General features: G+C 68.3%; 21 protein-coding genes and 7 pseudogenes. 15 read left to right on the top strand and 13 right to left on the bottom strand.

Annotated elements, in window-relative coordinates:
• Nucleotides 1–161: 161 nt before the first annotated feature.
• Complete coding sequence (locus ACF1A5_RS27720; protein ID WP_392195600.1) at nt 162–305, top strand: helix-turn-helix domain-containing protein; 144 nt, start codon at nt 162–164, stop codon at nt 303–305.
• A gap of 24 nt (nt 306–329) precedes the next feature.
• Entirely contained in the window at nt 330–1,457 is a 1,128-nt protein-coding gene (locus ACF1A5_RS27715; RefSeq protein ID WP_392195649.1) for an IS630 family transposase, read from the top strand.
• 70 nt (nt 1,458–1,527) lie between these two features.
• Here the strand turns inward: ACF1A5_RS27715 and ACF1A5_RS27710 are convergent, their stop codons facing one another.
• Complete coding sequence (locus ACF1A5_RS27710; protein ID WP_392195599.1) at nt 1,528–2,466, bottom strand: LysR family transcriptional regulator; 939 nt, start codon at nt 2,464–2,466, stop codon at nt 1,528–1,530.
• A gap of 73 nt (nt 2,467–2,539) precedes the next feature.
• Between ACF1A5_RS27710 and ACF1A5_RS27705 the strand changes: the two genes are divergently transcribed.
• The 3 genes and pseudogenes from ACF1A5_RS27705 to ACF1A5_RS27695 all read left to right on the top strand — a co-directional run.
• On the top strand, nt 2,540–2,713 hold the full coding sequence (locus ACF1A5_RS27705; RefSeq protein ID WP_392195598.1) for a hypothetical protein: 174 nt from the start codon (nt 2,540–2,542) through the stop codon (nt 2,711–2,713).
• A gap of 197 nt (nt 2,714–2,910) precedes the next feature.
• Nucleotides 2,911–4,257 carry a CynX/NimT family MFS transporter gene (locus ACF1A5_RS27700; protein WP_392195597.1) on the top strand — a complete coding sequence of 449 codons (1,347 nt, stop codon included), beginning with the start codon at nt 2,911–2,913 and terminating at the stop codon, nt 4,255–4,257.
• A 56-nt stretch (nt 4,258–4,313) separates the two neighbouring features.
• Nucleotides 4,314–4,966, top strand: a pseudogene (locus ACF1A5_RS27695) (IS5 family transposase); the annotation flags it as partial.
• An 85-nt stretch (nt 4,967–5,051) separates the two neighbouring features.
• Here the strand turns inward: ACF1A5_RS27695 and fxsT are convergent.
• The gene (fxsT, locus tag ACF1A5_RS27690) at nt 5,052–7,697 is read right to left on the bottom strand and encodes an FxSxx-COOH system tetratricopeptide repeat protein (protein ID WP_392195596.1); all 2,646 of its coding nucleotides are present in this window, start codon (nt 7,695–7,697) and stop codon (nt 5,052–5,054) included.
• 378 nt (nt 7,698–8,075) lie between these two features.
• On the opposite strand from fxsT, the gene ACF1A5_RS27685 reads away from it, so the two are divergent.
• Both ACF1A5_RS27685 and ACF1A5_RS27680 read left to right on the top strand, forming a co-directional pair.
• Nucleotides 8,076–8,216 (top strand): hypothetical protein, encoded by a 141-nt coding sequence (locus ACF1A5_RS27685; RefSeq protein ID WP_392195595.1) that lies wholly within the window; start codon nt 8,076–8,078, stop codon nt 8,214–8,216.
• Nucleotides 8,217–8,339: 123 nt separating this feature from the next.
• Nucleotides 8,340–9,257 carry a phosphorothioated DNA-binding restriction endonuclease gene (locus ACF1A5_RS27680; protein ID WP_392195594.1) on the top strand — a complete coding sequence of 306 codons (918 nt, stop codon included), beginning with the start codon at nt 8,340–8,342 and terminating at the stop codon, nt 9,255–9,257.
• 158 nt (nt 9,258–9,415) lie between these two features.
• Here ACF1A5_RS27680 and ACF1A5_RS27675 read toward each other — a convergent pair.
• A pseudogene (locus ACF1A5_RS27675) lies at nt 9,416–9,736 on the bottom strand (restriction endonuclease); the annotation flags it as partial.
• A gap of 385 nt (nt 9,737–10,121) precedes the next feature.
• Here ACF1A5_RS27675 and ACF1A5_RS27670 point away from each other — a divergent pair.
• Nucleotides 10,122–10,745 carry a nucleotidyltransferase domain-containing protein gene (locus ACF1A5_RS27670; protein ID WP_392195593.1) on the top strand — a complete coding sequence of 208 codons (624 nt, stop codon included), beginning with the start codon at nt 10,122–10,124 and terminating at the stop codon, nt 10,743–10,745.
• Here the strand turns inward: ACF1A5_RS27670 and ACF1A5_RS27665 are convergent.
• Together ACF1A5_RS27665 and ACF1A5_RS27660 are read right to left on the bottom strand one after the other, a co-directional pair.
• Nucleotides 10,732–11,190 carry a DUF296 domain-containing protein gene (locus ACF1A5_RS27665; RefSeq protein WP_392195592.1) on the bottom strand — a complete coding sequence of 153 codons (459 nt, stop codon included), beginning with the start codon at nt 11,188–11,190 and terminating at the stop codon, nt 10,732–10,734. The genes ACF1A5_RS27670 and ACF1A5_RS27665 overlap by 14 nt on opposite strands.
• 26 nt (nt 11,191–11,216) lie before the next feature.
• The gene (locus ACF1A5_RS27660) at nt 11,217–11,639 is read right to left on the bottom strand and encodes a hypothetical protein (protein ID WP_392195591.1); all 423 of its coding nucleotides are present in this window, start codon (nt 11,637–11,639) and stop codon (nt 11,217–11,219) included.
• 299 nt (nt 11,640–11,938) lie between these two features.
• Here ACF1A5_RS27660 and ACF1A5_RS27655 point away from each other — a divergent pair, with 299 nt between their 5' ends.
• A complete protein-coding gene (locus tag ACF1A5_RS27655) occupies nt 11,939–12,484 on the top strand; it encodes a hypothetical protein (RefSeq protein ID WP_392195590.1) in 546 nt (181 codons plus the stop codon).
• A 361-nt stretch (nt 12,485–12,845) separates the two neighbouring features.
• Nucleotides 12,846–13,453 (top strand): annotated as a pseudogene (locus ACF1A5_RS27650) (histidine phosphatase family protein); the annotation flags it as partial.
• A gap of 269 nt (nt 13,454–13,722) precedes the next feature.
• On the opposite strand, the gene ACF1A5_RS27645 reads toward ACF1A5_RS27650, so the two are convergent.
• A complete protein-coding gene (locus ACF1A5_RS27645) occupies nt 13,723–14,880 on the bottom strand; it encodes a hypothetical protein (RefSeq protein WP_392195652.1) in 1,158 nt (385 codons plus the stop codon).
• Nucleotides 14,881–15,246: 366 nt separating this feature from the next.
• On the opposite strand from ACF1A5_RS27645, the pseudogene ACF1A5_RS27640 reads away from it, so the two are divergent.
• Nucleotides 15,247–15,534: pseudogene (locus tag ACF1A5_RS27640) on the top strand (hypothetical protein); the annotation flags it as partial.
• Between the two features lie 251 nt (nt 15,535–15,785).
• On the opposite strand, the pseudogene ACF1A5_RS27635 reads toward ACF1A5_RS27640, so the two are convergent.
• Together ACF1A5_RS27635 and ACF1A5_RS27630 are read right to left on the bottom strand one after the other, a co-directional pair.
• Nucleotides 15,786–15,932 (bottom strand): annotated as a pseudogene (locus tag ACF1A5_RS27635) (hypothetical protein); the annotation flags it as partial.
• A 180-nt stretch (nt 15,933–16,112) separates the two neighbouring features.
• Nucleotides 16,113–16,766 carry a hypothetical protein gene (locus ACF1A5_RS27630; RefSeq protein WP_392195589.1) on the bottom strand — a complete coding sequence of 218 codons (654 nt, stop codon included), beginning with the start codon at nt 16,764–16,766 and terminating at the stop codon, nt 16,113–16,115.
• Nucleotides 16,767–17,194: 428 nt separating this feature from the next.
• On the opposite strand from ACF1A5_RS27630, the gene ACF1A5_RS27625 reads away from it, so the two are divergent.
• Nucleotides 17,195–18,463 carry a hypothetical protein gene (locus ACF1A5_RS27625; protein WP_392195588.1) on the top strand — a complete coding sequence of 423 codons (1,269 nt, stop codon included), beginning with the start codon at nt 17,195–17,197 and terminating at the stop codon, nt 18,461–18,463.
• Nucleotides 18,464–19,464: 1,001 nt separating this feature from the next.
• Here ACF1A5_RS27625 and ACF1A5_RS27620 read toward each other — a convergent pair.
• Nucleotides 19,465–19,692, bottom strand: a pseudogene (locus tag ACF1A5_RS27620) (MerR family transcriptional regulator); the annotation flags it as partial.
• 371 nt (nt 19,693–20,063) lie between these two features.
• Between ACF1A5_RS27620 and ACF1A5_RS27615 the strand changes: the two are divergent.
• Both ACF1A5_RS27615 and ACF1A5_RS27610 read left to right on the top strand, forming a co-directional pair.
• Complete coding sequence (locus ACF1A5_RS27615; RefSeq protein ID WP_392195587.1) at nt 20,064–20,192, top strand: hypothetical protein; 129 nt, start codon at nt 20,064–20,066, stop codon at nt 20,190–20,192.
• 110 nt (nt 20,193–20,302) lie between these two features.
• Complete coding sequence (locus ACF1A5_RS27610; protein ID WP_392195586.1) at nt 20,303–20,434, top strand: hypothetical protein; 132 nt, start codon at nt 20,303–20,305, stop codon at nt 20,432–20,434.
• A gap of 291 nt (nt 20,435–20,725) precedes the next feature.
• Here ACF1A5_RS27610 and ACF1A5_RS27605 read toward each other — a convergent pair whose 3' ends face one another.
• The 3 genes from ACF1A5_RS27605 to ACF1A5_RS27595 all read right to left on the bottom strand — a co-directional run bounded on the left by ACF1A5_RS27605 (nt 20,726) and on the right by ACF1A5_RS27595 (nt 21,744).
• A complete protein-coding gene (locus tag ACF1A5_RS27605) occupies nt 20,726–21,031 on the bottom strand; it encodes a putative quinol monooxygenase (protein WP_392195585.1) in 306 nt (101 codons plus the stop codon).
• Nucleotides 21,032–21,169: 138 nt separating this feature from the next.
• Nucleotides 21,170–21,454 carry a hypothetical protein gene (locus ACF1A5_RS27600; RefSeq protein ID WP_392195584.1) on the bottom strand — a complete coding sequence of 95 codons (285 nt, stop codon included), beginning with the start codon at nt 21,452–21,454 and terminating at the stop codon, nt 21,170–21,172.
• A complete protein-coding gene (locus tag ACF1A5_RS27595; protein WP_392195583.1) occupies nt 21,451–21,744 on the bottom strand; it encodes a hypothetical protein in 294 nt (97 codons plus the stop codon). The genes ACF1A5_RS27600 and ACF1A5_RS27595 overlap by 4 nt, the downstream gene beginning before the upstream one ends.
• Nucleotides 21,745–22,130: 386 nt before the next feature.
• On the opposite strand from ACF1A5_RS27595, the pseudogene ACF1A5_RS27590 reads away from it, so the two are divergent.
• Nucleotides 22,131–22,402 (top strand): annotated as a pseudogene (locus ACF1A5_RS27590) (helix-turn-helix domain-containing protein); the annotation flags it as partial.
• 1,158 nt (nt 22,403–23,560) lie between these two features.
• Here ACF1A5_RS27590 and ACF1A5_RS27585 read toward each other — a convergent pair.
• The gene (locus tag ACF1A5_RS27585) at nt 23,561–23,827 is read right to left on the bottom strand and encodes a DUF4235 domain-containing protein (RefSeq protein ID WP_392195582.1); all 267 of its coding nucleotides are present in this window, start codon (nt 23,825–23,827) and stop codon (nt 23,561–23,563) included.
• Between the last annotated feature and the right edge of the window lie 3 nt (nt 23,828–23,830).

Below are 23,830 nucleotides of genomic sequence, written 5' to 3'. Positions count from 1 at the left end.
AACTACACTCCGGACGATGCCCTCTGACCAGGCCAGATAGCGAAACGCTGCTGGAGTACTAGTGTGATGCGCCGGAAATAGCGGCTCTAAGTCTGTAGGCTGTTTTCATGGTGTCTCGGAGTCCTCGCGCTGTCGAAGTCGTGCTGTCTGCCGAGGAGCGTGTGGAGTTGGCACGTTGGGCGGGTGGCGTGGTGTCGGCCCGTGTGGCGGAGCGGGCCCGGATCGTTCTGGCCTGTGCGGAGGGTGCCTCAAATACCGCTGTAGCGGCGGACTTCGAGGTGTCCACGGAGACCGTGCGCAAGTGACGCTCGCGGTTCGTGGCCCGGCGGATGGCGGGCCTGGTGGACGAGCCGCGGCCGGGTCGGCGCAAGTCGGAGCTGATGCTCACCGAGGCCGAGCGGGCGGAGCTGACGCGCTGGGCGCGGCGGGCCAAGACCGCGCAGTTCCTGGCGCTGCGGGCGAGGATCGTGCTGCGGTGCGCGGAGGGCGGGTCGAACAAGGACGTCGCCGCCGAACTCGGTGTGTCGCAGGGAACGGTGAACCGCTGGCGGTCGAGGTTCATCCGCTTGCGGCTGGACGGGCTGAGCGATGAGCCGCGTCCGGGCAGGCCGCCCTCGATCCTGCTGGACCAGGTCGAGGATGTGCTCACTGCGACGTTGGAGTCCACCCCGGGCCAGGACACGCACTGGTCGCGGGCCTCGATGGCGAAGCACTCCGGGCTGTCGAAGTCCACCATCGGGCGGATCTGGAAGAGGTTCGACCTCAAGCCTCATCTCCAGGACGCGTTCAAGCTCTCCACCGACCCGCAGTTCATCTCGAAGGTCGTCGACGTCGTCGGCCTGTACCACCATCCGCCCGAGAAAGCGGTGGTGCTGTGCGTGGACGAAAAGAGCCAGATCCAGGCGCTGGACCGGTCCCAGCCGGTGCTGCCGATGATGCCGGGCATGCCCGAGCGGCGCACCCACGATTACTACCGGCACGGCATCACCAGCCTGTTCGCCGCCTTCAACATCGCCGACGGCAGCGTCATATCGGAACTGCACCGCCGCCACCGGGCCATCGAGTTCAAGAAGTTCCTTGTCACGATCGACAAGGCCGTGCCCGCCGGCCTCGACGTCCACCTGGTCTGTGACAATTACGCCACCCACAACACCGCCGAGATCAAGACGTGGCTCGGAAAGCACCCCCGCTTCCACGTCCACTTCACCCCCACCGGCTCCTCGTGGATGAACCAGGTCGAGCGGTGGTTCGGCCTGCTGACGGACAAGCTCATCCGCCGCGGCGTCCACACCTCCGTGAAGGCACTGGAGCAAGACATCAAGGCCTGGATCGAGGGATGGAACGAGAACCCCAGGCCCTTCACCTGGACCAAAACCGCCGACGAGATCCTCAACTCCCTCGCCGACTACCTCACCAAGGTCACTCCGCCAGCCACCGAGAACCAGCCAGAGACTTAAGACCACGATTTCCGGCGCATCACACTAGTTCGAGGGCGTCCGGGGCCAGGCTAACCCAGCGGGTGAGCCGTCAGGCGGATTGAGGCCAGTCGTCCTTGGTCTGGTGGTCGCGCACCGCCTCTTCCAGCGCCCGTATCCCGAGGGCGATAAGCGGGTTCCGCTGGCTGCCCCGGCGCACGCAGGTGAGGATCCGCCGCGTCGGCATGTTCTCGCTCGACACCGGCACCCGCACCACCGCCTGACCCGCCGGGCCCTCGGCCAGCCGTGGGACCAGCGTGACGCCCAGCCCGTTCCCGACCAGCGACCAGACCGCCGGCCAGTGGGTGGCGGCGTGCACGATCCGCGGCGAGAACCCGGACGCCGCGCACAGCACCCGCACCCGCTGGGCGTGATCGCAGGTGCCCGGGTCGGCGACGATCCAGTCCTCGGCCGCCGCGTCCTCCAGCCGCACCGACACCGCCCGCGCCAGCGCGTGGTCGGCGGGCACCAGCATGATGTGCGGCTCCTCCAGCAGGGGGCTCTGTTCGAACCGCGCGTCATCCGGCGGCGGCCCGCCCTCGATGGGCTCCACGACCGCGAGATCTACCTCGCCCGCCACCAGCAGGTCCATGCTCTCCACAGTGTCGCACTCGCGCACCTGCACCAGGAGGTCGGGATGGCTGTGTCGCAGCCGCCCGGCCGCGGGGGCGATCAGGCCGCTGATCGCGGTGGTGAAGCCCGCGATGCGCAGCGGTCCGGTCATGCCCGCCCGGTAGGACTCCAGCTCCGCCTGCGCCTCCTCCCACCGGGCCAGCAGCGCGTCGGCGTGGTCGATGAGCAGGCGCCCGGCCGGGGTCAGCCGGATGCCGCGGCCCTGCGGCTCCAGGAGCGGGACCTTGAGCTCGCGCGCGAGCTCGCGCATGTGGTGGGAGACCGCCGACGGGGTAAGGTGCAGGGCCTCGGCGGCCGCGGTGACTGTGCCCTGCTGGTGCACCACGCGGAGCATGTGAAGTCGGCGCAGGTCAATCATGAAAACATTTTGCACACATCACCCGCAAAACGTGCAATAGACCGCAACGGTCGTGCGGAGTCATCCTGCTGCCATGGACACCAACACGAACACCATCGTTTCCCGGCACACCACCAGCGAGAGCGCCGTGGACTGGAGCTGCTGCGCCTGCGGACGGTTTCAGATGGTCCTGGTTCCCTACGGCACCGACGGCAAGGGACTCGCCGCGGGCGGACACGACATCCAGTGCCCCCACTGCGGCCGTTAGTGCTGCTCGTGACGCGCGGTCTCCGTCATGCCCCTCGCCGCTACGCACCTTCGCATCGAGGCCGGGCGCGCCCGGCGCTCTGATTCACGGATCACCCGGACGTTCTGGGAACGATCCATCGGTGTGCCGAGACCGGAGCGCTCCTCTTACTGCCCGCACCCGACGTTCGACGCGCTGCTGCGCAGGACGAAGGCGAAATGACCACTCCCCGTATCACTCGTTTCACAGCAATCTGGACCCTCATCGGCCTGGTGCTGCTGACCCTCAACCTGCGGGCGGCCATCACCGGTATCCCCCCGGTCCTGGGCGAGCTCCAGGACAAGTTCGGGCTCACCGGCGTTGAGGTCAGCGTGCTCGCCGCCCTGCCGGAGCTGTGCCTGGGCATCTTCTCCGCGCTCGCCCCCGTGCTCGCCCGCCGGATCGGCACCGAGGCGGCGATCACCGGAGCGCTCCTGGTGATCACAATCGGGCTCCTGCTGCGTGTGGTCCCCGCCCAGGCGGCGCTGTTCACCGGCACTGTGCTGGCCGGAGCCGGGATGGCCACGGGTAACGTGCTGGTGCCGGCGGTCATCAAGCGCGTGTTCCCCCGCCGCGTGGGATCGCTCACCGGCCTGGCGATGATGCTGATGTCAGTCAGCGGCGCCGCCGCGGCGGGCCTGGCCGTCCCGCTGGACGACGTGGGCGGCTGGCGGCTGGCTCTGGTCGTGTGGGCGGTCCCGTCTCTGATCGCGGCCCTGGCGTGGTCCCCGCTCGCACTCTGCGGGCGGAAGCGGCCGCCGGAACAACCGGCCGCCCACGCCTCCATATCCACGTCCACCGCTCGGGCGCAACCCCAGACAGACACTCACGCGGAGACTCGGACGGAGGCTCATGTAGAGAAGGGGTCGCTGCTGCGCTCGCCGCTGGCGTGGTCCATAACGGTCTTCATGGGCATGACGTCGATGATGTTCTACACGCTGACGGCGTGGCTTCCCGAGATGATGCGCGATCACGGGTTCGCGCCCGCCACCGCCGGGATGATGAACTCGGTCGTCATCATCATCGGCATCCCCCTGGGTTTCGTCGTACCAGTGGTCGCCGCCCGCCTGCGCGACCAGCAGCCGCTCGTCCTCGGGGTCGTTGCCCTGATGGTGATCGGACTCGGCGGCCTGCTCCTGGCCCCGCAGGCCGGATGGGTCTGGATCGCGATCTTTGGGGTCGCCACGGGCAGCGCGTTCCCGATCGCCCTTACGCTCCTCAACCTGCGCTCACCCAATGCCGCGATCACGGCGCGGCTCTCGGGCATGGCCCAGTCCGGCGGGTATCTCCTCGCCGCTTCCGGCCCGCTAACCTTCGGCGTGCTGCACAGCGTCACCGGCGGCTGGGGGGTGTCGATCTGGCTGCTGCTGGTGCTGGTACTGGTACTGGAACTCGTATGCGGCCTGCTGGCCGCACGGCCCGGCTTCGTACGGCCGAGCTCCACACGGTCGGAGGGCCACATGGAGCTTCTCACCGAGCCCGCGGAGATCTCCGCCCGGTCCACCGAAGCAGCCCGTCCGCGCTGAACTCGGATCCGCAGCGGGCCCATCCGACGAGGAACTACGACAACAGCTGGGCGCGTTCTTCGGAATCACCGGACGAGACGCTGTTCGCGGCCATCATCTATGTGCTAGTCAGCGGCTGCGCCTGGCGGGCCCTGCCGCCCTGCTTCGGCATATCGAAATCCACTGCCCACCGCCGGTTCCTCATCTGGTCCAGAGCCGGTTTCTGGGGCCTGCTGCACGAGGCCGTGCTGCACCAGCTCGACGATGCCGGCCTCATTGACGTCACCCGCGTCGTGCTCGACACCGCCCATGTCAGGGCCAAAAAGGGGGCGAACACACAGGTCCGAGCCCCGTGGACCAGAGCAAGCCAGGTTCCAAGATGCACGTCCTGTCGGACGCGAACGGACTGCCCCTCCTCGTCGGTGTCTCGGCCGCCAACACTCACGACAGCGAAGGGCTGAAGCCCATGGTGGAGAGTCACCAAACGAGAGACGACCCCTACCGCGGCCGCCACTTCAAACCCCAGCGCCTGCATGCAGACAAGGCCTACGACCGTGCTGACCTGCGTAGGTGGCTCCGAGGCAAGCGCATCGGTGTCCGCATCGCCCGCAAAGGCATCGAGTCCAGCGAACGATTAGGGCGCCGCCGCTGGGTCATCGAGCGCACCATGTCGTGGCTGTCCGGCTACCGCCGACTCAGCCCCCGCTATGAGCGTGATCCCCGCAACTACGCTATTACGGTCGATGGATTGGAAAAGGGGAGCGGGGTCAGGTCGCGCGGCCCGGGGCGCGGCATCGGCGGTGGGGCGGGGTCCTCTAGCGGCGCTTCCGCCGCGCTCGGCGCTGGCCTGCTTTACCACCAGATGCGCGCATTTTCTGGGCTTCAAATGGTCTACCCAGGGCGGTAAGTACCCAGGCGAGGTTCTCCGTGCAGTTTTGCGTGGCGGGGTGGTTTTCGCCCAGGGCGCGGCGGCTTCGGGTACGAACGTCCTTGAGGAGTCGCTCTGCCGCTGCGAGTTGTCTGAGATTAGCCAGGGCGGTGGCGAGGTTGTTGGCGGATTGGAGGGTGTCGGGGTGGTTTTCGCCCAGGACGCGGCGGCAGCGTTCGAGAGTGTCCTCGCCCATGCGGCGCGCCTCGGCGTACTCCCCGAGATGGCCCAGGGTGGCGGAGAGGCTAATGGCGGTTTGGAGGGTGTTGGGGTGGTTTTCGCCCAGGACGCGGCGACGGCGTTCGAGAGTGCCTTCGCCCATGCGGCGCGCCTCGGCGTACTCCCCGAGACGATCCAGGGTGGCGGAGAGATTGCTGGCTGATTGGAGGGTTTCGGGGTGGTTTTCGCCCAGGACGCGGCAACGACGTTCGAGAGTGTCCTCGCCCATGCGGCGCGCTTCCTCCTCCTCCCCGAGATGGCCCAGGGTGGTGGCGAGGTTGGTGGCGGATTGCAGGGTGTCGGCGTGGTTTTCGCCCAGGACGCGGCGACGGCGTTCGAGAGTGTCCTCGCCCATGCGGCGCGCCTCGGCGTACTCCCCGAGACGGCCCAGGGTGGCGGCGAGGTCGCTGGCGGATTGCAGGGTGTCGGCGTGGTTTTCGCCCAGGACGCGGCGACGGCGTTCGAGAGTGTCCTCGATGATGCGGCACGCCTCGGCGTACTCCCCGAGATCGGCGGTGGCATGGCCGAGGTATTGCGCGATGCCGAGGGTGTCGGGGTGGTCCTCGCCCAGGGTGGTGACCCAGGTGGGGTGGAGGGTGCTGGCCAGGTCGCGGCCGGCGCGCGCCTGCCCGCTCACACAGAGGTAGCGCGCGGCGCGGATGAGTGTCTGGTGCAGTGGGGGGTGTTGAGCGGCGGCGTCCAGGCGGGCGGTGAGGTGGGAGGTCAGGGCGGCCCAGGTCGGCCAGGCCGCTGGGGCGTTTGTGTCGTTGGGGGTGACGGCGGTCAGGAGGGTGGTGACGTCGTCTTCTGCCGCGGTGGCGTCGGCCTCGCTGGTGTGGTCGCGGACGATGGCCTGGGTGAGCCGGTGGATCTGGAAGGTTTCGTGGTCGACACCGGCCAGGCCGGAGCGGGCCAGCGGCTGGAGCGCGGTCTGGGGCCACATAAAGTCGTCGGGATCGATAGTAAGCGTGGCCAGCCGGTCACGGCTGGTCTCCAACCAGGCGGTGGGGACGGGGTCGGGGCCCAGGAACGCGGCGAGGCGGAGCAGTTCGGCGGCCTGGGGGTGGTCGGCGACCAGGCGGACGGTGGCGATGTCCACCGTAGCCACCAGGGAGGCGGGGTAGCCGGGCGGGCCGCCACTGGCCATCAGGGCGGCGGTCTTGCCGGTGAGCAGGTGGCGGTAGCGGTCCGGGGTCATGCCAGTGGTGATGACGCCGGCGGCCTGAGCGAGGGCCAGGGGCAGGTCGCCGAGGTCGTCTGCGAGTACGTCGGCCTGCTGCGCGGCGATGGCGGGGATGCGGGTGGCCAGGTAGGCCACAGAGTCGCTGCGGGTGAACACGTTCAGTCCGTGGCTGGGGACCATGTCCTTCCAGCCGGGGTTGCGGGAGGTGATCAGAACGTGGCCGGGGCCGGTCGGCAGCACGGACTCGAAGGCGCTGGGGTCGTCGGCGTTGTCCAGGACGATCAGCCAGCGATCCCGGGTCCGCAGATGCTCCAGCAGGGAGCGGGCGGTGTGGTCGGCTCCGGCCTCGGGTCTGGCGATGCCCAGCCGGGTGGCCAGTTCGGTGTAGTGGATGGGGATCTGGTCGGCCTGTTCGGCGTCGATCCACCACACGATGTCGTACTGGCTGGCGAAACGGTGGGCGTACTCCAGGGCGAGCTGGGTCTTGCCGATCCCGCCCAGGCCGTGCAGGGCCTGCACCACCGCCTGCCGGCCGCCCAGCAGCCCCTCCCGTACCCGCGTCATCATCGCCTCGCGGCCGGTGAAATGCGGATTGCGGGCCGGCACGTTCCACACCCCCGGGACGCCCGTGCCGCTGGGCAGCCGCGGACGCGTGCCGGGAGCCTCCTCGCCGGAGGCAGGCGCCACCGCTGCAGCTCCGGGGAACGGCGGGGACGCGAGCGGGCCGGTGGGGCCGTCGAGGGCGTCCCGCAGTGCGCTGATCGCGGCCTGCTCGTCCAGACCGTGCAGGTCCCTGCGGATCGCCGCGGTCAGGATGTCGGGGATGTCGCTGCCGCTGAGGGGTTCGATCGTCAACGGGATGAGCCGACGTCGGCCCGCGACGATGGAGGTCCACTCCTCACGAGTCCAGCGCGCAGGATCGAAATAGCTGTTGGAGAACAGTGCCACCACCGCGGTGGCACGCCGCAGTGCCTGGTCCATGCGTTCGACGAAGTTGTCGCCGGTGCGCCAGTCCCACACGTCCAGCTCCACGCGGTGACCGGCCTCCCGCAGCTGCCACGCCACCCACTCAGCCCAGGCCCGGTCCACTCCGGCGTAGCTGACGAACACCGACTCCTCTGCCCCCGGCATCGCCTGTCCCTCCCTGTGCGTTTGTCCCGACGGCCGCCCCCGACCCCCACCCATGTTCCTGCCTATGCGGTGGGCCCAGAGCCTGAATCCAGAAACCCGGGCACAACAGGCAGGACGCGTTCTAACGACGACTCCGGTCAGTTGGCTCTGGCTCCGCCAGGCGTCCCCCGAGAGCGAGAGCTTGAGGGAAAGGTGCAGATCACAGTGAGGGGGTGGAGCCCGCTGCAAATCTGCCGCGACAGGTGCCGATGCTCATCAACGACGGCGGACCGCGCTCCAGTGGACAGGGCCCCGCCCTGGGGCCGCTACCGCCCCGGGCAGGTGTGCTTGTCTCGGGGCAGGGAGCGGGTGGAGCGAGGGTGTCGGTTGAATGAGGTCATGCAGAAGAGCGAGGACTACGCGAGGACCAGCGCCCGTCTGACCGAGTGGGGTTGCTTGGCGGGGCTGGTGCTCGCGCTGATCTGCTCCATCGGCTTCCCTCTGTGGGTTGCCGTGGCGATTTACTTCGATGGCCGCTAGAGCGCCCGGGGTTGGGGTTGGCGCTGGGGTGGCCGAAGGCAAAGAAACCTTCCGTGCCCACTCCCCCACAGCAATGCCGGCCAGGCAGCCTGGCATTCTGGGAGCTGTGACAGGGTGTGGGGCGTGAGTCCGGAAGATCTCATGTCGCATCTGACGCGGCTTCGGCGCGCGCAGATAGGCCTGCGCAGGGCCCCGCACAAGCCCTTGCTGCTGCTGTGGCTGTTCGCCCGCTTCCACATCTGCGGCACGAGCGCGGTGTCGTACGAAGAGGCCGAAGAGCCGGTCAGCCGGCTCATCAATGACTTCGGGCCCACCCTCGCCAGCCCATCCCGGGCCCGAGAACGTGCTGCGATGCCCTTCGTGCATCTCGAGCGCGCCCTGTGGGAACTGCACGACAACGCCGGCAACAAGCTGGGCCCGGATGTGCCCGAGCGTGGTGCCCGGCTCCGCGCGGCAGGCGCCCACGGCAGGTTGCAGCCCGACATCGAGAGGCTGCTGACGGATCCCGTCACGCTGGCCGCAGCCGTGCGGCTGCTGCTGGATCAGCACTTCACGCCCAATCTGCAGCCGTCTTTGTGTGCTGCCCTCGGCTTGGAGCCGACCCTGCTCGACAGCGCGGCAAGCGAACCGGTCACCCCGACGCGCCGTGCCCGGCGAGCGGGTTTCGCCGAGGAGGTCTTGCGCGCCTATGCCTACGCGTGCGCATTCTGCGGGTACGACGGCATGCTCGGCCGCAACCCAGTCGGCCTGGAAGCCGCGCACATCCGCTGGCACAGCCAAGACGGCCCCGACGCCCTCACCAACGCGCTCGCTCTGTGCGCCCTGCACCATACCCTTTTCGACCTCGGCGTCCTGGGCCTGACAGACGACCTGCGCATCAGCGTCTCCCGGCTGTACGTCGCCCGCAGTCACGCTGGAGGCACCGTTGACGCTCTGCACCAGCAACCCCTCACTGCGCCTCGCCCCGGCCACTCCGCCCCCGGCCGGGAGTACATCCGCTGGCATCACGATCAGGTGTTCAAGCACGCGGGCACAGCGTGAGCGGGATGCCGTGAGGCCTGCATGTCTTCACCCACACCGGGGGTCGGCCAGCGCGCCGGGCGCCGAAGGCATCGGAGGCCGCCCTTTGCGCGCTCAGCCCGCTGCGGATGTGGAAGTCGCAGTGCCTCGAGCCAGGCGGGCACCCCCCTGCACCCCCGCCTGGCAGGCAGCCGCAGCAGTTGGGTCAGCGGGATACCGTCTTGGGCCCACTGACCGAGTCGGTCCCGGTCGACCCAGTGGACATGGTGACGCTCACCCCAGGTTCTGGCATCGCGCGTGATGCGGCCGTTGGTGACAACGACGGCGATGTCGGCGCGGCACACGGGACCGGCGGTGCCTCTCACCTGGTACATCACAGGGGAGCCGACGCGGGCTGCGACCGTGGTGTGTTTTGCCTGGATCACCATGCGGCCCAGGCGCCGGTGTTGGGCGATGACGTCGGCGCCCTTGTCGCCGGCCCGCGCGGGCTTCGCCGGTCGGGTTGATGGTGTGGTCGGTCCAGCGGTGCACGAGGCCGAGGGCGGCGGACGGCGCACTGATCATCGGGCGGCGGACCTCCTGTGGGTGACGTCGAAAGCCGCCTCCCGGGGCCGCGACGTGGTCGCGGAAGTGCGCCAGGCACGCCGGTGAGAGGCGTACAGCCGCAGGAAGCACCCTTCGGGCGCGCGGCCCCGGGAGGATCGTGGCTCAAACACCAGCCACGAGGCCGGTCGCGAGTCACGCACTCGACGATGGCCGCCATTGCCCGTGATGCTCATGGGCGTTTAGGAGCGCAGAGGGGCGAGCGACAGGGCGCTCCAGAGAGACCAGCGACCCGCCGCCGGACTTCGTTTTCGCCCGTCTGGTCACTGGGAGTATGGGCGGGTGAGTGCTGACGTGTTGGGACGCTGGGTACCGGATCGTCCCGAGGATGTGGCCGCGGTCTTCGCCAAGGCGGACTTCCCGTGGTGGATCGCCGGTGGCTACGCGATCGAACTCGCCGTCGGCCGCGAGCTGCGCGCACATGGCGATCTCGACGTCCTCTTCCTTCGGCATGACCAAAACCGCGTACGGGATCTCCTCGCCGGATGGGACCTGTACGTGGCGGACCCGCCCGGCCAAGGGGAGTTGCGACCGTGGCGTCCTGGAGAGGTCCTTCGGCCTCCGCTCCACGACATCTGGTGCCGGAGCAAGCCGGATGCGCCCTGGTCCGTGCAGTTGATGCTGGACGAGGCCGAGGGCACTCAATGGGTCTCGCGGCGCCACCCCGCGATCCGCCTCGCGATCGACCGGCTCGGGCGGACGAGCAAGGCGGGTATCCCGTATCTCGCGCCCGAGGTGCAGCTCTTCTACAAGGCGAAGGCGACCCGGGAGAAGGACGAAATCGACTTCGAAGCGGTACTGCCGCTGCTCGACGCTCCGACACGCGCATGGCTGGCAGACGCGATCGAGGTGATCGCGCCCAACCACCCCTGGCTCCGCCGGCTTCTTCCGGTCAGCCGAACGTGAGCAGCGGGACGTCGTAGAGGTCGGGGTTCCGGGGCCGGGTCATCGTGGGCGACGTGACCTCCACGATCAGCAGCTCGCTGAGGAACTGGACCTCGGCGCTGAGGAGGTGGCTCGTCCTGCCATCGGCCGACTGGGCCTTCAGGCCGGCGGAGACATGGATGTGCGGGAGTATCTCGCCGGTGGCCGGGGCATGACGAGGGTGCCGGCGCCGAACGCCTCGACGTTGGTGGCGTACGTCTTCGCCCAGACCGGTGCGTCCGGGTCCGCGAGCTTCTCGCAGGAGCCCACGATCTCGGCCTCCGCGAGGGCCCCGATTGAACGACGGGATGTAGCCCTGCCGTACGCCGTTGTCCCGGCAGAAGGTGGACAGCGCCTCGAAGAAGTCCTCCCCGTGGTCGAAGGTGACGCCGAAGGTACGGCCGACGGTCAGCTCGTGAGCACGCATGTGCGGGTGTCTCCTGCGGGGTGGGATCAGCGGGCGGAGGCGGTGGTGAAGGTCTTGCGGACCGTCGCCCCGTCGGCGCCCTGGGCGAGCAGAGCGTGCAGGAGGAGCCGCGCCTGGTACGGGCCGAGGTCTCCGGCGCCGGTGAGCCCTCGCCCGAGGAGGTCCTTCTCGGAGCCGGGGAAGCCGTACGTGTCGGACAGGACGGGTCCATTGCCGATGCGGGAGGCGAGGACCACGGGGACGCGGGGCGCGAGCTTGGTGAGCCCTTCGACGAGGCGCTCCGGGACGTGGCCGACGCCGAAGGCCGCGACTACGAGCCCGTCGCAGTTGCCGTCCCACAGGTCGAGCAGGGTGCCGTTGTCGCCGAGGGTGACGGTGTAGAGCCCGACGCGCGCCTCACGGTCGGGGGTGCCGACCAGCGGTCCGCGGGATGGCAGGCCGCCCGCCATCCGCCCCGGTTCTCCGCGATCGGGCCGTTTGCTGGTGAGGTGAAGGCGGCGGGGCTGGTGGTGTGGGACTTGCGGACGGTCCGTGCCAAATTAATCATAGATCCGCATCTGCCAAGACGTGTAGTTGGTACAGCGCCTGCTCGCGGAGTTGAACGCTGGCGTCCGCCGTAGCTGAGGCGACGGTGCTCTGGGTCTCCAACCTGCCGCCGTCGGCGGGAATGCTCGATTCCCCGCCTGGCAGTCGCACTCAGTAGCCTCGGTGTCGGCTCGGGGACCTGGCGCATGAAGGGGTTGTGATCGTGGCACGTACCTGGCTTTCCATCCGGGTGGAGTTGGTCTCCGGGCACGGTGCGGACCTGTGGCCTCGCCCCGGCCGGGTCTTCGCCGCCGCGCGCTCACACTCCTTCGCCCAGTTCGCCACGGCCATCGATCTCGCCTTCGCCCGCTGGGACCTGGCCCATCTGCACCTGTTCACGTTGTCCGACGGCGCCCGGGTCAGCCCTCTGGAGTGGTGGGACGGCGAGGCTCCGGACGGCACCGTGGACGGCCATGCCACCAAGTTGAGCAGGCTGCAGGCCGGCGAGCAGTTCGCCTATGTCTTCGACATGGGCGACGACTGGGCCCACCTGTGCACGGTGGCGAAACAGCGCATCGACCCCCTCGACGAACTCGGCGAGGCACCTGACCGGCCGGTCCCCTACTGGGGCTGGGGCAGCCTTCCGGACCAATACGCGCGCCGCTGGGACGGGGACGATGGGGAGTCGCCGATGCCCAAGCGGCCAGCTCGCGGGCTCAGCGACCTGCCTCCGATCCTGCCTTTGTGGGGCGAGCACCGCCGAGGATGACCTCACGCTGCACACACGAAGTAACCACCAGCGGGGAGCCGCATGGCCACGGCGGGGGGTTGAAGCGGCCGCGAGTGGGGGTTCAGTAACCTCCCCGCCCTGAAGACCGGCTGGAACCGCCGCGGTTCACCAGGAGACTGCGCAGCGTCCACGCTTGGGATCGGCGAGGACGGCCCACCGTAGCCAGTGTCGTCGGGATTGAGGTCAACTCCGGGCGCCACGAAGCGGTCGACGCGGTCAGTACCGCGCCCTCCAGGACGATGTCCGCCGCGCCCAGCTCGCTGTGCAGGTGCTCGGCGGTGCGGGAGCCGATGTCCGCCGCGGTGACTGCGGGGTGGGTAGTGGCGAACGCCAGTGCCAGCTGGATCAGTGTCAGACCGGCTTCGTCGGCAATCCGGGGGCCACACCCGACGAGGGCGAGCTCACCAGGGCTGGGCGACGGCAGGCCAAGCTGCTGGGCAAGCGCCTGCACGGCGTGCCGCTGACGGCCGTCCACCATGGCCCGCTCCCCCTGCGCAATACAGACGGCCCGGCTGGTCGCAGAGCAGCTGGGCGAGGTGCCGCTGCGCGAGTCCGAGGCGGCCGGCGACTACGTTCCCTACATCCCGGAGCGCGGCGAGCTTCCCTCGCAGACCGCCGACGCCATGTTGGCGCGCTTCGCCTCGGTGCCGACTGAGGAGCGTGCACGCGGCGCGGAGCCGGCCCGCCAGGCGGTCACGGACCTCACCGAGCCGAACGGGCAATGCACCTCGTCACGATCTCGTCGTCACCCACGCGTACCTCATCGCCTGGCTGGTGCGCGCCGCGATGGACGCCCCGGCCTGGCGCTGGATGGAACTCAACCACGGCAACACGGCGCTCACCGTCCTCCGTTACCTCCTGGCCCGGCCGGCGGCCGTCCTGGTCTACAACGACATGAGCCATCTCCCGGACAGTCTGCGCTGGACCGGGTTCCCTTCCCAACTCCGCACACTGCTGAAGCTGAAGTCGAAGCGGCAGCCGTCACAGGAACCGACCGCGCTGCCCGGCCAGGCCGATCGGGGTGTACTCGGGTCTTGCTGTCTCCACCGTGGCGGTGGAGGAGGCGGGGCTGATGGGCTCGCTGTGAGGAGTTGGAGGCCCGGGAGGCTCCGTTCGCCGGAAGGGGCAGCGTTGGTCCATCGGTTGCGGAGGCCGTGGGCGCGGGCCGGCGAATCGCAACACGCCCGACGTGGCGCGAGCCCGAGGCGATCTGGGGCCTACTCGTCCGCGGCAGGCTGCGCTTGTTGCAGCGACGGATGCGACCTCTCGCGTACGGTCCACGGTTCCTGGTCCACGCCCACACCGTCCATCGTCATCCCTGCGAAGAGCCCCAAGGCCCCCGAGAGCACGCCCAGCAGCAGCCTGGCCCAGTACGGGACGACATCCAGCAGGAACGGGAGGGCGAGGAGGGCGCCGACCGCGGCGATGCCCAGGTGCACGGCGTGCACCTGGGGGAAGTACCGGGACGGCCGGGGAAGCGGTGTGACGGTGAGTGCGGCGTCGGTCTCGCACACCGATGCGGCACCGTTGCGCAGGAAGTCCGCGTAGTCCTCCTCCTGCGTCACGCCCCAGACCACATGGCCGGAATCAGAGACGAAGGCAGCGGATACCCTCCGCTCCTTGTCCGTGCCCGCGATCTCCCGCCACCTAGTTGGCCAGCACAGCCAGCCGTCGTGACCCACGAGCCGGGCAGCGGCATGGGTGAGGTGCTTCTCGCTGACGACGATGCTGTGGCCCACGTGCGTCGCGTGCAGCCGGACGGTCCGTTGCCTGCCGGTCTCGTCCTCGGGCACCAACTCGATGTAGCGAAGGAATGTGACGCCGGTCTGGCCGGCACCCCTCCCTGTCGGGTGCCGGTACGTCTCCCGCACCGGGGTACCGAACCGGACGCGGACGGCAAGCACGCTGCCCGCGGCGGCGTCCTGCCTGAGCATGCGCTGCGCGCGATCGAGGTAGCTCTGGAACAGGCAGAGATTGCACAGGGAAAGCCCGGCGCCGAGGAGGAAGGTGAGCACGACGTACAGCTCACCCACAATCGACTCACGGCCCTCGTTGGCGGCGCAGGCGGCCACGCAGGGTGCCCACACGGTGAGGTAGGCCGCGGCCACGAGCCCCCAGTCGCGGCGCAACGCTCCCAGCTTGCCGGGGATCTTCTCATTTGCAGGAGCGGTCGCCGGCAGCGGTTTCACCGGGGGTGCCGACCGGGAGACCAGTAGCCAGCCCAGGACGAACAGCGCCGCCAGGGTCAGCGGCGCGAGTATGTCCAGGCGCGGGCCGGCGCCGTTGCGGATCAAGGCCATGCCCCATGCGCCGGCTGCCGACAGCAGGGCCGCCGCTCCCAAGGTTCTGGCGAGCGGTGTGGAACGGTGCTGCATGCCATCTCCCCCTGACCCCCGGCGTGAAGATCTTGTACGCGGCAAGGACCTTACGCCCTGCTGATCACCTCCCGGAAGAGCGTGGACGAGCACCGTCGCCGCGTTGCGGCAGGACTTCCCCACCCCTCCGGGCGGCCAGGACAAGACCGGTAGGGGTGACGGAAGTTCGGTGTGGGGATGCCGCACGTCGGCGGGTGTGCCAGATCAGCACCGGCTCGCCGCTCAAGACCCGGGACCTGACCGGCTGATCCTGGCCGACAACGGCCTTCGCCCGCCCGCCTCGTCGATGCCGGTACTGCCGCTGCCCACGAACACCGAACACGGCACAAGCGACACAACTTCAGCGCCGCCCGAAGTGGTGAACAACTGCAGTCGAGTCTCGGGTTCTGGCACAACTTCTGTGATGCGGCCACTCTGAGTGACAGACGGACTCCTTCGAGCCCTTCAGGGGCGACACTCCCCCGCGAACGGTCGCTGGATGGCGATGCATGCCGGCCCGCCTGGGAGGCGTACGCGGCACTCCGACAGCGGCTTCCCGAGCTCGGGCCGTCCTTCTTCACCAAGTTCCTGTACTTCGCAGGCGCGACACTGCGGTACCCGCAGGGCCCGAGACCGCTTGCGCGCGAACTCGTTGAGCGCCTGTTCGCTGCCTGGGTGTGGCCGGACTGGAACTGGTCGCTCCACCGCTACGAGGTCTACTCTCGTTCATGCACGCAGCCGCCCGTCAGCTGGCCTCCACCGGCGCCTGGCCGCCTGGTGCTGCCCCCGACCTGCTCGAATGCGCGCTGTTCAACGCCGGATGGAAGTGATCCCCCTCCCCCTGCCAGCGGGAGATGCAGAGCCGCGTCCAGCTCCATGGCCATGGCGTACTTGAAGTCGATGCGGCAGCGCACCGCCTCGGCGGCCGGCCGGTCCGACAGACCGAGCACGAACTGCAGCACACAGACAGTGGCCAGCTGGGCAGGCGAGAGACCCGGACGCCCGTCACGCGGATACCAGTCAGCGAAGTCCTCGTCACGCCACAACCCGTCCAGGCGGTCTCTCACCCACATCGCCGCCGTACCACCTCGCCTGCGCGATCTGCGCGGTCAGAAGCGGGACTTGCTCACCCGAACGAGGACGGAGCGACAACACACGCCTCGACAACTGCATAGGCTCTCGGAACACCCCGAGCATGCCCACCAATCACGCCGACGCACCGGGCAACTCCAAGATCCCCGAGAGAGTCAAGCTCAGCTATGGACTGTCTGTTTGACGCCGTCCTTGTCGGTGATGCTGACGGAAACGCGCCACCGCGTCCGCTTGTCGACCTCGATCTTGACCGTGCCGCCGAACTTCCGGCCATCCAGGTCTTTCGCCTTCATCGAGGCACCGTAGGTGGCGCTGTCGTCACACACTTCGATCCCGGCGCGCAGCGCTGTCCCATTACCGACCTTCAGACCACCCGAGGGACCGAGACAGTCATACCGCACGGACAATGCGGCAATCCGGTCCGCAGCCACGGGCAGCTTCAGCGTCCCCGGACCCAGCCGGCCCGCTTTCTTAGCGCCCGTCTCAGGATTGTCCGGATCGGACACCAGCGCCGCCTTCGAGGGACTCGGCGAAGGCGGCGTACTCTTCCCGCCGCTGCACCCGGACACCACAGCGGCGGACACCACCAGCAGAACGATCCCTGCGCTGCGCATCAGCTTTTCCCGTGCCACGTCTCGCGGCCGTTGTAGACCAGCCGCGCCGTTCCGTTGTGCAGCACCTTGGTGCTGCAGTTGGGCTCGGTGGTGTTCTAGTTCCACTTTGTGTATCTGACCTTCACTCCAGCGTGCAGGTAGCCGTGCTTCATCGTCTTCGGCACCGTCCACGACCACGTGTAGGTGGAGCTGTTCGTCCACTGCCAGGCGAAATGTAGTCGAACTCAGCCGACGCCTTGACGAACACCACCTTGGCTTCGCCGGAGACCGCCCCGCCGACTGTCGACGTCGTCGCCTTCCCCTTGTGGAAGGTGATGCTGATCGTCGTGCCGCTGTCGCCGCGCCGGAACGGGGTTCCATGTCCCTGTAATATGTGTAGCTGCCCGAGAAGTCGTAGCCCCGGTCGGGCGGGCAACCCCATCGGATTGACCGTCCCGGCACTGGCGGGTACAGCACCCACAGCGGCAAGTGCGGCGACGGCGGGGGTGTGTTCAGCGGTTGCCGGTCTGCGGACACCGTCGGAATTTCACTGGGCCGTCATCTCCAGATTGCTTTTGATGCCATGCCGTGCTCGCTGCGATCCAGTCCACTGGAGCGCCCCCCCAACCGGACCTGAGAGAGGACGCACGTTGGGACGCATACGCAAACGCGGGCTCATCATGCTCGTCGCCGTCGGCCTTGCCTCTTCCGTACTGCCGGCCGCCACAGCATCGGCAGCCGACAGCCCACTGACGCTCGCCGTGTTCGGAGACTCGCCGTACGGCAAGTCGGCGTACACGCCCGCGGGCCAGACCGCCGACACCTTGCAGTTCCAGAAGACCCCTGCGTTCATCGGCACCATCAACAGCAATCCCACGGTCAGCGACGTCATCCAGGTGGGCGACATCCACTCGGGCAAGGAGTTTTGCACCGAGGACTACGACGCCTCGATCGCATCAGCGTGGCAGAGCTTCACCAAGCCGCTCGTCTACACTCCGGGCGACAACGAGTGGGCCGACTGCCACAAGGCGTCGAGCCTCAACTCGCCCGGCCAGGGCGGCGGCTTCTACGACCCGACATCCGACGCAATCCACTACATCGGTACCAATGGTGTGTCCACCAACCCCGCGGACTGCGTCAGCTACCGCTGCGGCAACCCACTCGACAACCTCGCAAAGGTGCGCCAGGACTTCTTCGCGCAGCCCGGCCACACCCTCGGCAGCGGCACACGGAACGTGGTGTCCCAGGCCACCGCCCACGACCCGAGCCACCCGGCCGACGCCCAGTATGCCGAGAACGTGATGTGGGCGCAGAACGACATCGTCTTCGTGACCATCAACGTGCCCGGCGGCTCAAACAATGACACCGACCCCTGGTACAAGGTGCCGACCGCCACTCAGGCACAGACCGACGAACGGACCAACCGGACGGCGGCAGACGTCCGGTGGCTCGATGCAGCCTTCGCCAACGCCCAAGGCAACCATGCCAAGGCGGTAGTTGTCTCGGTGCAGGCCGACATGTGGGATCTTGACGGCAAGACCAAGGACCACCTGACGAACTACGAACCGATCATCAGCGAAATGGCGGCGAAGACCACCGAGTTCCACCGGCCGGTGCTCCTGCTCAACGGTGACTCCCACCTCTACCGCTCGGATAACCCGCTCTCGCCCACAGCGACTTGCACCGGCGAGACGGACCCGGCCACCGGCGCCAGCGTATGCGCCCACGATCCCGGCAACAACGCCTGGAACGAGCACCCGTACTACAACGTCCCCAACTTCCACCGCGTCGTCGTACACGGCAGCACCACCCCGCTGGAATGGCTCAAACTGACCGCTGACCCCAACGCCAACCACCTCGTGACTGATACCACGTTCGGCCCCTTCAGTTGGCAGCGGATGCCACAGCCACAGCTGTAACCTGCTGACCGCACACCCCGGCCACGCAATCCGGCACGGACGGCGTGGCCGGTCGCGCCAGTGCCGTGTGGCAAGGGGACTGTAAAATTCGGTGTACTTCCTGATCAAGGAAGATGCGTCGATGACCAGCGAGAACGTGACCGAGCCCGTGACCACCAAGGTGGCTGTGCTGCAGTCGGCGAAGTCCGTGGACGACCAGCTGATCGACGAGCTGGTGGGGCGGCCGCAGGCTGAGGGGCTTCAGCTGACAGGCGAGGGCCAGCTGTTGCAGCAGCCGGCCCAAGCGGTTCGTGAAGTCCGCCCAGGCCCTCTGGCGGACGACCACCGGAGCACACCTGGCGCCCCTGGTCCGCGCAGGCGCGAGGTTCGAGAACGGCGTCCTGGTGGAGCGCCAAGAGCAGGCCGCGTAAACCTGAGGATGAACCACCCCTCCCACATCCACCCTCGGAACAAAGGTGATCAGACATGGTTCCTCGGATCGGCGACCACGTGCTCGTCTCCTGTGAGCCAGCAGCCGCTCGTGTGGTTGGGGTAAATCGCTACATTACGCTGGAATGGCCATGGAGAGCGATCGACAGTTCCTCTAATTTCCGATGGAACGGGCAGGTCGCACTCCCGCACGGCGAGCCCCACGAGGAATGGAGCCCATTTCGTCTCAAGCCGGCACCTTCCACCCTCCGCGTTGGAGACGATTGCGCCGTATTCATCCCGCCGACCATCCTCTACGTGGGGCACTACGAGGAGTACCACCCTCCACGCAACCTCGGCTGGTCTCCAGCCCCCACCGCAGGACTCTACGTCGTACCACCGGACAGGATGGACGTGGACCTGGAGTACGCGGGGTACATGCTCTACCTGGGCGGATCTGATCCCATTCGCGTCGAAGCACTCAACGAATGACCTGACACGTCGTCTCCAGCATCACGCAGCCAAGGAAATGATCCGAGCCACACAGCTCATCCCCACGTCGCGACTATTGCTCGCTGAACCTGCGAGGCGGGTCAGGCCATGAGCAGGCGGAGGCCGAGATCTGCCGCGTCGAGGTCGGCGAGGTCGCTGTTGCGCTCGGCGCACCGGCCGGAGTCGAGGTCGTCGCTGAGGCTTCGCACCGCCCGCTGTTCGGCCTCCGGCCCGACCCTCGCCCACACCGACATAGCACGGCGCACGTGATCCTCCCGATACGCCCGGGGTCGACGCCAGTACGCCTCGAGCAGGCCGTCAGCGCAGTCTTCACCGAGCCTGGAGATCACGGGCTGGGACGTTCACGCGGCGGGTTCACCACCAAAGCTCCACCGACCGTCGAACAGGGCCAGAAGCCCATGGCGATCGTAATCACGGCAGGACAGCGCGGGCACTCGCCCCAGTTCGAATCTGTGCTGGAGAAGGTTCGCGTGCCTCGCCTCGGGCCGGGCCGGCCACGCCTCCGCCCCGACCGGGTCCGCGCGGACAAGGGCGTACGCCTCTCGCAAGAACCGCGCCTACCTGCGCCGTCGCAGAATCCGCTGCACCATCCCCGATAAGGCCGACCACGCCCGCAACCGCCGAAAGCTCGGCTCCCGCGGTGGCCGGCCGTCGCATTTCGACCCGGTCGACTACCGCCATGCGCCACGCGGTCGAGTGCGGCATCAACCACCTCAAGAGACATCGCGCTGTCGCCACGCGCTATGACAAGCTCGCCGTCCGGTACGAGGCGACCGTGCTGGTCGCGGCCCTTAACGAGTGGCTGTGACGGACGGCCTCCTAAAACCATGTCCCGGTGAACTCAGGACTCCCCGCCGGATGGAAGATCGAGCGCGTGCGCGCCTTTTCCGGAGACCCAAGCGCCGCCCCGCTCTCGAAATGGCGCTCCGCGAGAAGGAGTCCTTCGGCGACGACTACGAGCTGGAGACACCCGCATTTCTCGGTGTGCAACTGCTCCATGACCAGGTGCGGTTCTGCACCGAGGCCATGGAGTCAGCGGACGCCCACTGATCCTCGAAGCCACGGTTCCGCGCTGATACCCCCAGCGCCCTACTGCTGAGGGCGTCAGCGTGCCGTAGCCCTAGACGGGCGCGGCCGGGGCGAAGTCGTGCCCCATACGCACGACTTCGGAGGGACCGCATCGCTCGTGGACGTACACGACGTGGGTGAAGGACCCGCCCGTGCGAAGCACCGGATTCACCCTGCCCGTCAACGTCTCGCGGCAGGTACCGAGAGTGGTCAGAGAGTGCGAGCATCGGGGGTGGAGGCGGCCACGCCGGGCCGACCAGCCGCGTCCGGTCTTCAGGGAAGTTTGTGGGCGAGAACGTCGAGTCGCTCGATGGAAGGCGGCTGGGAGAACAGATCGCTGGCTCGTTCCATCAGGGCCTTGCCCAGCCGGCCGTTGAGGTGGGTCTGACGTGCGGAGTCGGTGGGGAAGGCGTCGAAGATCGCGAAGGCGGTCGCGCTCAGGCGCACGGCGAACCAGGCGACGGTGTCGGGCTCCTCCTGCGCGAGGTCAAGGCCCTTGCGGAGAAAGTCGGCGACCTCTTCCTCCTTGCCGGGCTTGGCCTCGATGTATACGTACAGCCCGACCTTGACGTCTGCCATGAGGGGACCCCTTTCGGTGCTCGGCCGCCCGTGAGCGCCCGGGCACTGCCGTGACCGGTTGGCATAGAACAGTCCCATTATGGCTGGACTACTATGCCTTTGCGTACATTCGTCTCCCGCTGGCAGGTCGAATCACCCTCACCGCGCCGCAGCACCTTCTTCCAGCATCGCCTTCACCCCGAGGACCAGGTTGACGCCGTCGCCGTACTCAGCGGACAGGAACTCCGCGGCCTCGCGAGCTTGAACGGCGGTCGCCTTGATCTGCGCCGGCGCCACGCCGCCCACGGGCTTCAGGACGAACTGGTTCTCGTCCAGCGCGCCCGCCAGCACCTGCTGGGCGGCGACGCGATCCGTCATATACAGGTAGGCGGCCTTCTGTTCCCGCAGCCAGCCCCGCAGCGCCTGGCCCTCAAGGTCGTTCACGGTCCGCTGGAGGCGATCGGCCGCCGCGGGGTCCGCCCCGTGGCCGCCTGGTCGAACGCTTCACGCTGAGCGACGGCCTCTGGCCGCATGGTCCCGTGCGAGGCGTACCGCACCTCGGCCAGCGTCCGCAGGCTGCGCTCGGTCCACTGAGGCATCCGGGCGAGGCAGGCCCGCAGCGCCTGGCGCACGGAGTCCAAGCCCTCGCCCTTGATCTGCCGTGCGATGCCACCGAGCGCTACCGGCTCCGGCACGAGTACCGTCCCGAGCGCGCCGCCGAACTCGACCAGCAACTCGGGCGTATGCCGTAAAGGGGCCCCCGCCCGTCCACGGAGGTCACCGAAGGCGTATCGATTGTGAGACACGACACACAGCAGTGAGGCTTCCGATCAGTCCAGGCGGAGGCGTACGTTCCGTTTACCCCGCGTCGGCGCCCTCCCAGACGCCGGGTCCGCCGGTCCTAGGCAGCGGGCCCCGCGGGGGCCAAACGCCAGGCTGATCGAGCCTGGGAGGGCGTCCCGCGCGTGACTGCGCAGCACGCGCCCTCAAGAGCAGGCGTGCTGGGGCCACGGCGGCGGCCGGGCTGGATCGATGAGAGCTGTGCTGCGCCCACCCCCTGTGGCCGTCCGACGGCGGGACCCGGATGGCATGACGAAGATGCTCCGGCCACCTAGGTGTATTGATCACGAGCGTTGTCCGCGTCGGCCGCCCGGTCGCACATGTGGCCGCCGCGATGGGTATTTCGCGGGCCACGGCCCACAAGTGGATCCGCCACTGGCGGACAGAAGGCGATCAAGGGCTGCACGACCGGCCCAGCCGCCCCCGGACGACTCCCCACCGTCTGCGGCAGCAGTGGAGGCCCGCGTCTGCCGGCGGCTGCGGCAGGCCCGCAAGCTCGGCCCGGCCCGCATCGGCCCTGTACTGGGCCTGCCCGCCTCGACCACGCAACGGGCAAGGCGCAGACGGCCGGTCTCGGTCAGGGGTGCATTACGGTGGGGCACGAGGGCCTTTCTGTTGCTGGTGCAGATGTCGCAATCCACACCAGGCCAGAGGGCCCTCACCCATTTCAAGATCTCTCAGCCGAGACCTGCGTCACCAACCTCCGTGGACAGAACACCTAGCACGGTGAATGCCGTAGCGCATAGAGGGGCAGCCGGCGGCCTACGTCAGGCTGCCCGCTTCAGCAGCGACGGTCCTGTTTTCGTCAGCTGGAACAACTGGGAGACCACGGGCGCGACCGGGCCGCGCACACAGAAGCAGAACCCTGCCCGCAGTGCGCGAGCACGGGCATCCAGCAGGGCGGACAGGCTCGAGCAGTCGCAGAACTGATCCCGGCGGAAGTCGAACTAGGCCCAATGCCACTGACTTAACGGCGCGCGCAAGCCTTTGACCTGCGGCTGTACCCTCACGGCCGAGCTCTGGAAGGCGGCAAAGTCACCGGCATTGGAACTAGGCCCCGCTGGCCACGGCGGTGTCCAGCTCTGCCCTGAGCCGGGGCAGCGTTGCGAAGTCCACCTCGCCCACGTCGTCGATCAGCCTGCCGTCCGTGGCTGTGCCCCATACCTGTGACCTCAGCCTGCCTGAGCTCTGGCAGGCAAAAAGAGGCCGGCAACGTTGACACACAACCTTCAGAAGACCGTCTGAACAGCCCTGCACGGCACTGTCCGAACTCCAGCGGACAGGGCGTCTTGGAACCAGCGCTGTATCGCCGGCCGATGGCCGGTGTTCATGGTGCGGCGCATCTGGTCACTCGGGCCGTTCGGGGTGAGCTTGGAGTTGCAGCCAGCAGTGTTGGACATGTTCTTCGGCGTCCTTCACGGCTGCCCTTGCGGACTCGTCCGACGCGGAAAGCGGGGTCATATCCGGTGCGGGTGCGGTGCTGCGCCACGGGGGGGGCGGGCGGAGCTGGCGGCAAGGCTCTTTCGTGTCGGTTTCGGGTGGGTGGCGGCCCACCGGGCGGCCAAGAGGAGGCCGATGGCGGCTTCGGCGGTCAGGACGGGCATCGCGTGGGAAGCGGACACGGCGGTGGAACCTTTCCGTGCGGGGAAAGACCTGGACGGGGGTGCCGGTATCCACGTCACACCGGCACCCCTGGTTGGTCACCTGACGTCAGCCGGACCAGGTGCCGGTCACACGGCGGGGGGTGGCGGCGCCGGCTCGGTCGACGGCGGCCTTGACCCCAGCGAAGATCGCGCCCTGCAGCGTGGCGGCGAGCAGCACCTCTGTCCAGGTGTGGTCTTCGTCGGTGGCGTCGGGGGCGTCCTCGTCGCGGCCGAGCATCTTCCACGCCTGCTTGAATACGGCGCCGGCGAGCATGCCGCTCACGGCGCCTAGAGCGAGACCGACCGGCTTGTAGGCGATCTTCGAGGCTTTCATCCA

The organism is Streptomyces sp. NPDC014864 (assembly GCF_043081525.1).
GTDB lineage: Bacteria > Actinomycetota > Actinomycetes > Streptomycetales > Streptomycetaceae > Streptomyces.
The sequence above is the reverse complement of the archived record's forward strand: the minus strand, read 5'-3'. Positions and strand labels throughout refer to the sequence as shown.

What these genes read in the sequence shown, in the direction of transcription:
- ACF1A5_RS27715 (WP_392195649.1), top strand. Translation starts at nt 330, where the DNA reads ATGGCGGGCCTGGTGGACGAGCCGCGGCCGGGTCGGCGCAAGTCGGAG.
- ACF1A5_RS27710 (WP_392195599.1), bottom strand. Translation starts at nt 2,466, where the DNA reads ATGATTGACCTGCGCCGACTTCACATGCTCCGCGTGGTGCACCAGCAG.
- ACF1A5_RS27705 (WP_392195598.1), top strand. Translation starts at nt 2,540, where the DNA reads ATGGACACCAACACGAACACCATCGTTTCCCGGCACACCACCAGCGAG.
- ACF1A5_RS27700 (WP_392195597.1), top strand. Translation starts at nt 2,911, where the DNA reads ATGACCACTCCCCGTATCACTCGTTTCACAGCAATCTGGACCCTCATC.
- fxsT (WP_392195596.1), bottom strand. Translation starts at nt 7,697, where the DNA reads ATGCCGGGGGCAGAGGAGTCGGTGTTCGTCAGCTACGCCGGAGTGGAC.
- ACF1A5_RS27685 (WP_392195595.1), top strand. Translation starts at nt 8,076, where the DNA reads ATGCAGAAGAGCGAGGACTACGCGAGGACCAGCGCCCGTCTGACCGAG.
- ACF1A5_RS27665 (WP_392195592.1), bottom strand. Translation starts at nt 11,190, where the DNA reads ATGCGTGCTCACGAGCTGACCGTCGGCCGTACCTTCGGCGTCACCTTC.
- ACF1A5_RS27660 (WP_392195591.1), bottom strand. Translation starts at nt 11,639, where the DNA reads ATGGCGGGCGGCCTGCCATCCCGCGGACCGCTGGTCGGCACCCCCGAC.
- ACF1A5_RS27645 (WP_392195652.1), bottom strand. Translation starts at nt 14,880, where the DNA reads ATGCAGCACCGTTCCACACCGCTCGCCAGAACCTTGGGAGCGGCGGCC.
- ACF1A5_RS27615 (WP_392195587.1), top strand. Translation starts at nt 20,064, where the DNA reads ATGCGCCACGCGGTCGAGTGCGGCATCAACCACCTCAAGAGACATCGC.
- ACF1A5_RS27610 (WP_392195586.1), top strand. Translation starts at nt 20,303, where the DNA reads ATGGCGCTCCGCGAGAAGGAGTCCTTCGGCGACGACTACGAGCTGGAG.
- ACF1A5_RS27605 (WP_392195585.1), bottom strand. Translation starts at nt 21,031, where the DNA reads ATGGCAGACGTCAAGGTCGGGCTGTACGTATACATCGAGGCCAAGCCC.
- ACF1A5_RS27585 (WP_392195582.1), bottom strand. Translation starts at nt 23,827, where the DNA reads ATGAAAGCCTCGAAGATCGCCTACAAGCCGGTCGGTCTCGCTCTAGGC.